The organism is Corallococcus praedator, from assembly GCF_003612125.1.
Taxonomy (GTDB): Bacteria; Myxococcota; Myxococcia; order Myxococcales; family Myxococcaceae; genus Corallococcus; species Corallococcus praedator.
Window position 1 is genome coordinate 1 of sequence record NZ_RAWI01000467.1, and the last position, 6,543, is coordinate 6,543.

The following is a 6,543-nucleotide window of genomic DNA, read 5'->3' on the forward strand; positions in this document are numbered from 1 at the left end:
CCGGTGCGGGAGGCAGGGGAGGGGAGCGGGCCTGTGGTGCGGGATGAGGACCGGAGTCCGAAGCGCGCGGATGCAACCGTTCCTCCGTCGCGGCCCGCGCGGAAGAAGTCGGCCCGGGGCTGACCGCGCAGTCCTCGTGCTGCCGTCAGTGAGCGAGCCCGCCGCCAGACGCTCGTCCTCCCGCGTCGACACAATGGGCTGGACGACATGGGGCACGTCGTGGGGTCCTCTCCTCCGAAGCGGACACAACGGGAGGCGGTGCCGCGTGGATGCCTTGAAAGCGATGGTGCCTCGGGCGGTGCTCCTCTTCCTCGCGCTCACCCTGGGCGCATGCGCCGGCACGCGTCCCGCGCTGCCCCGAAGGGATCCGGCGGCGCTGCGCTACTACGTCACGTACACGCGCGAGCCCCAGCGGGGACTGGGGGTGGAGATCGTCCTCCTGCCCTCATCCCCGCGCGACTTCCTCTTCCGACAGCCGGAGCGCGTGGACACCGTCTGGGCCGTGCGCAAGGACGGCTCCTCCCGCGCCCTGCGCCTGCACGGCGGCGAGCTGCATGTCCCTTCCGGAACGCGCTTCCTGCGCTACTTCTATCCGCTGGAGTCCCCCTCGCGCGGCGGTGAGCGCTCCTTCTTCTCCGGCGTCGGGGAGAAGGACGCATGGCACGTGGCCGGTCGCGCGTACCTCTTGCGCCCCCGTGTGGTGACGCCCGACCTGCGCGTGGATTTCATGGTGTCCAGGACGGACGCGCTCCTGCCCTGGCTCCCGGACGACGCAGGCCTCTACCGCCTGCGCGGCGAGGACCTGGTGGACTCGGGCTTCCATGGCTTCGGGGGCCGGCGGTGCGAGGCGAACGTCGGTGACGCCGTGCTGGAGGTCGCGCTGCTGGGGCGCTTCATGCACCTGTCGGACAGGGAGGTCTGCGACTGGCTCGCCCAGGCCGCGCGCGAGGTGATCACCGTGCGCAGGACGTTCCCGCATCCGCGCATCACCGTGCGCGTCGTGCCCGTGCCCGGCGCGGAAGAGCCCGCCCTCTTCGGCATGGTCCAGTGGAGCTCTCCGCCCAGCATCTCCATCCTCGTGGGCCAGGACACCACCGCGGAGGCCCTGAGACGCGACTGGATCGCCGTTCACGAGATGCTCCACCTGACGCACCCCACGCTGATGCCGCGCGTGGCGTGGCTCACCGAGGGGCTCGCCACCTACTACACGGAGGTCGCCCGCGCCCGCTCCGGCCGCCAGACGCCGCGGCAGGCGTGGCAGGAGCTCACGGACGGCTTCGCGCGCGGCCAGTCCGCCGCGGGCTCGCGCACCATGGCGGAGGTCGTCGCGCGCGAAGGCGACTGGCGGGGCGTCTACTGGACCGGCGCCTTCTTCGCGCTGCGGCTGGACCTGGAGCTGCGCCGCGTGACGCACAACCGCGCCCGGCTGGAGGACGTGTTGGAGCTGCTGGCCACACAAGGCCCCACGTCCTCGCTCGCGGGCTTTGGCGCCGCCGTGGACACCGTCGCCGGTGAACCCCTCTTCGACGCGCTGCTCTCCCACCAGCTTTCAGTTCCGGCTTTCTCCGACCTGGGAACTTTGTTAGACCGCCTCGGCGTCCGGATTGACCCGGGGGGCGTCAAGCTCCAGGCTGCCCCGGACAGTGGCTTGCGTGAAGCGGTGGACGGTGGGCGGTCCTCGGATGACGCGGGGTGAACACCTGGAAAAAGGGCGGCGCTGTAACCGGCCGCGCGGGTGTCGCGTAACGCATGCATCCGCGAGGTCCGCGGCTTCCGTAGATGAGGTCCGCCATGTTCCGCAGCGCACTCATGCTCGCCTCCGTGCTGTCGCTGTCCGCGTCCGCCGCCGAGCCAGCCCCCACTTCCGCCGCCGTGAAGAGCTTCGTCTTCAACGACCCGAACGGTCGCGACACGGTCATGTTCGTGTTGGACGCGCCGCTGGAGGTCATCAACGGCCTGTCCAACCAGGTGAAGGGCCGCGTGGAGGTAAAGGATTCAAAGGCCAGTGGCCGTTTCCAGGTCCCGGTGAAGTCCATCAAGACGGGCAACGAGACGCGCGACGGCCACCTGCAGAATGATCGCTGGCTGGACGCGGCGAAGTTCCCGGACATCGTCTTCGAGTTCAAGGACGTCGCCCTGCCCGCGCCGCTCGCCAACGCGAAGCCGGTGACGGTGAAGACGAAGGGCACCTTCAGCATCCACGGCGTGACGCACGAGGAGCCGGTGGAGGTCACCGCCACGTACCTGCAGGAGACGGCGGAGACGAAGCACCGCGCGGCCGGAGAGCTGCTGCGCGTGCGCGCGAAGTTCCAGATTCCCGTGGAGGCCTACGGCATCCAGCGCACCGAAGCGCTGCTGCTGAAGGTGGGCGAGAAGGCGGACGTCACCGTCGACGCCTGGGGCTCCACGCAGTTCAAGCCGTAAGTGTTTTTCACCGTAGTCACACCCCCGCGGTACGAAAGGAAGCAACACATGAACGTCAAGGCTCTTGCAGCGGTTGTCGGCACCCTCTCCCTCGGCGCGCTGGCCACCGGCTGTGCCTCCACGAAGGGCGCGGAGGGCACGCAGGCCGCTTCGTCCGAGAAGGCCGCCGAGGCCAACTGCAGCGCGAAGCCGGCCGAGGCGAAGGGCGCCGAGGGCAGCTGCAGCGCCGCGGCCCCCGCCGCCACGCCGGAGAAGGGCGCCGAGGGCAGCTGCGGCGCGGGTTCCTGCAGCCACAAGAAGTAGTCATCGCCAGCGGAGGGCCCGGAAGCCGGGTCCCTCCCTTGCTCGCGGGCGGTGGGAAGACTCCTTCCTGCCGCCCGTGTTGTTTTTCCCCGTGCCCAGGAGGCTTCGCGCATGTCCCCCCGCTACTCACACCGCCATGGGTTGAAGCCGCTGGGGGCGGGCATCGGACTGCGCCGCGACTTCTACGACGCGCTGCCGCGCACGACCCGGAAGCTGGACTGGGTGGAGATCATCCCGGAGAACTTCCTGTCCCTGGGGGGCCGCTCCCAGCGCGCCCTGGACGCGTGCCGCGAGCGCTGGACGCTCCTGCCGCACGGCGTGGGGCTGAACATCGGCGGGCCGGATGCGCTGGACGACGACTACGTCACCCGGCTGGCCGCGCTGGTGAAGCGCCTGGACGCGCCGTTCTTCTCCGACCACCTGTGCTACTCGCGCCTGGGCGGGGTGCACCTGCATGACCTGTTGCCGCTGCCCTTCACGGAGGAAGCGGTGGAGCACGTGGTGCCGCGCGTGCGCGAGGTGATGGCGCGCGTGGAGCGCCCCTTCCTGCTGGAGAACCCCAGCTACTACGCGGCCATGCCGGGCGGCACGCTCCAGGAGGCGGACTTCCTGCGCCAGGTGGTGGAGGCCGCGGACTGCGGGCTGCTGCTGGACGTGAACAACGTCTGGGTCAACGCGACGAACCACGGCTACGACCCGCGCGCCTTCGTGGACGCGCTGCCGCTGGAGCGCGTGGTGCAGGTGCACCTGGCCGGCCATGACGTGGGGGAGAAGGTCCTCATCGACACGCACGGCGACCGCGTCTGCGACGACGTGTGGGCGCTGTACCGCTACACGCTGGAGCGCACCGGCCCCGTGTCCACGCTCATCGAATGGGATCAGGCCATCCCGTCGCTGGACGCCGTGCTGGACGAGGCCGACCTGGCGCGCGGCGTGCTGGCGGAGGCGTCGCGATGAAGCCCGGGCTGAAGCACTTCTTCGACAGCATGGACGCGTACCTTTCGGGCCCGCCCGGCGCGGAGGGCCTGTCGAAGCTGTCCGCGTCGCACCCGGGCTGGGACGTCGCCCCTGAGCGGATGGCGCTCTACGGCCAGTTCGTGCGCGGCCACGTGCGCTCCACGCTGGAGAAGCTCTTCCCGTTCACGCGCAAGGCGGTGACGGCCGCCGCGTGGGATGCGCTGGTGGAGGGCTACACGCGCACCCGGCCCGCGCGGCACTACGAACTCAACCGGCTGGGCGAGGGCTTCGCCCCCTTCGTCGCGGACGCCACGCAGGCGCAGGGGCTGCCTCCGTTCCTGCCCGCGCTGGCGCGCTTCGAGTGGACGGACTTCGCGGTGTTCGCCTCCGAGGAAGCCCTTCCCGAAAGCGTGGAGCGCCTGACGCCCAACCCCACGCTGGCGGTGCTGGAGCAGCCCTACCGGCTCTGCGCCTTCGTGCGCGCCCAGGACGGCGCCGTCCAGCCTGCCGCCGGTGATGAGCTGGCGCTCCTGTGGCGCCACCCGGAAGCGCTGGTGACCTACTACATGGCCGCCACGCCGCCCGCGCTGCTGGTGCTGAAGATGGCCGTGGAGGGCCTGTCCGAGGAGGCCGTCGCCCAGGCCACCGGCATGGCCGCCGGGGACGTCCACGCGGAGGTGGTGCGCTTCGCGAAGGACGGGCTGGTCCTGCGACCGGCGGGGTAGGGCGGCCCGGCGGGCGACGTTGCCCTCCAACAGGAGGCAGCCGGGCATGACGCTTCGCGCTGGCCTCCAGGGCCCGGTCGGGGGGAAGAATGGGGGGACGTCGTTTCCCACCGTGAGGTCCCGCCATGCGCGTCATCAACTTCAACGCCGGTCCCGCCGGTCTGCCCCTGCCGGCCCTTGAGCAGGCCCGGGATGAGCTGCTCGACTTCCACGGCACCGGCATGTCCGTCATGGAGCACAGCCACCGGGGCAAGGACTACGAGGGCGTCCACGACGAGGCCGTCGCGCTGCTCACGCAGCTGCTGGGCATCCCGGACACGCACCAGGTGCTGTTCCTCACCGGCGGCGCGTCCCAGCAGTTCGCCCAGGTGCCGATGAACTTCCTCACCCCGGGCGCCTCCGCCGACTACCTGATGACGGGCGTCTGGAGCGAGAAGGCCCTGGACGAGGCGAAGTACTACGGCTCGCCCCGCGTCGCGGCCACCACCGTGCAGGCGGACAAGCGCTACCAGCGCGTCCCGAAGCAGTCCGAGCTGCAGCTCGACCCCCAGGCCGCCTACGTCCACCTGACGAGCAACAACACCATCTTCGGCTCGCAGTGGCACACCTTCCCGGACGTGGGCCGCGTGCCGCTGGTGGCGGACATGAGCTCCGACTTCCTGTGGAAGCCCACCGACGTGAGCCGCTTCGCGCTCATCTACGCGGGCGCGCAGAAGAACCTGGGGCCCTCCGGCGTCACGCTGATCATCGCGGCGAAGGACTTCATCGCGAAGGGACGCAAGGACATCCCCAAGTACTTCCGCTACAGCACCCACGCGGAGAACAACTCGCTCTACAACACGCCCCCCACGCTGGCCATCTACCTGGTGCGCAACGTGCTCCAGTGGGTGAAGGGGCTGGGCGGCCTGCCCGCACTGGAGAAGCGCAACCGCGAGAAGGCGGACGACCTCTACGGCGCCATCGACCGGAATCCGGGGTTCTACCGGGCCCCCGTGGAGCGCGAGTCCCGTTCAGTGATGAACGTCGTGTTCCACCTGCCCACGGAGGAGCTGGATGCGGCCTTCATCGCCCAGGCGAAGCAGTCCGGCATGGTGGGCCTCAAGGGCCACCGCACCGCTGGAGGCATCCGCGTGTCGCAATACAACGCGGTTTCGCCGCAGGACGTCAAAACGCTGACGTCCTTCATGGATCACTTCGTGAAGATGCACGGGTAGGCTGCCGTCGACATTGCGCAGGACAACCTGGAGGCATTCCATGAAGAAGACGCTGACCGCCGTGCTGCTGTCGCTGACCCTCGCCGCGCCCGTGATGGCCAAGGAGATCGCCGGGGTGAAGTATCCCGACACCGCGACGGTGGAAGGCAAGGAGCTCAAGCTCAACGGCGTCGGCCTGCGCAAGAAGGCCATCTTCAAGGTCTACACCGTGGGCCTGTACCTGGAGACGCCGTCGAAGGACGCCGCCGCCGTCCTCAACGCGGATGAGATCAAGCGCGTGCGCATGTTCATGAAGCGCGACCTGAAGAAGGAGCAGATCACCGAGGCCATCGAGAACGGCTTCAAGAAGAACGCCGGCGCGAACCTGCCCAAGCTCCAGGCCCGCCTGGACACCTTCAAGGCCGCCATCCCCGCGGAGATCAAGGAAGGCGAGGAGCTGATCCTCACCTACGTGCCGGGCAAGGGCACCACCGTGCAAACGAAGGAGAAGTCCATCGACGTGGAGGGCAAGGACTTCGCGGACGCGCTCTTCTCCGTGTGGCTGGGCAAGGACCCGGTGGATGACGGCCTCCGCGACGGGATGCTCGGCAAGGACTGACCTTCCCGCTCCGCCCGGAGTCCCTGGCGCCCCGCGAGGCCCCTTCCCCACGGAAAGGGCGGCTCGCGGGGCGTCGTCGTTTCCGGCTGTCGGATTGCTTCAAATGGTGGACAGCGCGGGGCGTCATGGCCGTTCGCGTGCAGATGCCGCTGGAATGCCCTGGCAGGTCGGGCGTTGATGCGCGCCGATAGAACCCCACCCCTCGTTCGCGTTGGAGAACGTTGTGAAGCGTCTGGCCCTGTTCGCTGCCTCCTGTGTCCTTGGCGCCGCCTGCAAGACGGCGGAGCCCACCCCCGAGCCGTCCCGGGCCTCCTCGCCGGCC

Annotated in this window: 7 protein-coding genes; all 7 read left to right on the forward strand. The window is 69.7% G+C overall.

The window, feature by feature from the left end:
• Positions 1 to 265 precede the first annotated feature (265 nt).
• The gene (locus D7Y13_RS36245; RefSeq protein WP_233595302.1) at positions 266 to 1,696 is read left to right on the forward strand and encodes a M61 metallopeptidase family protein; all 1,431 of its coding nucleotides are present in this window, start codon (positions 266 to 268) and stop codon (positions 1,694 to 1,696) included.
• Positions 1,697 to 1,791: 95 nt separating this feature from the next.
• Positions 1,792 to 2,424, forward strand: a complete 633-nt coding sequence (locus D7Y13_RS36250) for a YceI family protein (protein WP_120582383.1) — start codon at positions 1,792 to 1,794, stop codon at positions 2,422 to 2,424.
• 48 nt (positions 2,425 to 2,472) lie between these two features.
• Entirely contained in the window at positions 2,473 to 2,727 is a 255-nt protein-coding gene (locus D7Y13_RS36255; protein ID WP_120534760.1) for a hypothetical protein, read from the forward strand.
• 111 nt (positions 2,728 to 2,838) lie between these two features.
• Complete coding sequence (gene bufB, locus D7Y13_RS36260) at positions 2,839 to 3,684, forward strand: MNIO family bufferin maturase (protein WP_120582384.1); 846 nt, start codon at positions 2,839 to 2,841, stop codon at positions 3,682 to 3,684.
• A complete protein-coding gene (locus tag D7Y13_RS36265; RefSeq protein ID WP_120582385.1) occupies positions 3,681 to 4,409 on the forward strand; it encodes an HvfC/BufC N-terminal domain-containing protein in 729 nt (242 codons plus the stop codon). Before bufB ends, D7Y13_RS36265 begins: the two co-directional genes overlap by 4 nt.
• A gap of 125 nt (positions 4,410 to 4,534) precedes the next feature.
• Entirely contained in the window at positions 4,535 to 5,623 is a 1,089-nt protein-coding gene (serC, locus tag D7Y13_RS36270; protein WP_120582386.1) for a 3-phosphoserine/phosphohydroxythreonine transaminase, read from the forward strand.
• Positions 5,624 to 5,663: 40 nt separating this feature from the next.
• Positions 5,664 to 6,221: a chalcone isomerase family protein gene (locus D7Y13_RS36275; RefSeq protein WP_120582387.1), complete on the forward strand. Its 558-nt coding sequence runs from the start codon at positions 5,664 to 5,666 to the stop codon at positions 6,219 to 6,221.
• Positions 6,222 to 6,543 lie beyond the last annotated feature (322 nt).

Coding starts and splice junctions, on each gene's coding strand:
- D7Y13_RS36250 (WP_120582383.1), top strand. CDS start 1,792: ATGTTCCGCAGCGCACTCATGCTCGCCTCCGTGCTGTCGCTGTCCGCG.
- D7Y13_RS36255 (WP_120534760.1), top strand. CDS start 2,473: ATGAACGTCAAGGCTCTTGCAGCGGTTGTCGGCACCCTCTCCCTCGGC.
- bufB (WP_120582384.1), top strand. CDS start 2,839: ATGTCCCCCCGCTACTCACACCGCCATGGGTTGAAGCCGCTGGGGGCG.
- D7Y13_RS36265 (WP_120582385.1), top strand. CDS start 3,681: ATGAAGCCCGGGCTGAAGCACTTCTTCGACAGCATGGACGCGTACCTT.
- serC (WP_120582386.1), top strand. CDS start 4,535: ATGCGCGTCATCAACTTCAACGCCGGTCCCGCCGGTCTGCCCCTGCCG.
- D7Y13_RS36275 (WP_120582387.1), top strand. CDS start 5,664: ATGAAGAAGACGCTGACCGCCGTGCTGCTGTCGCTGACCCTCGCCGCG.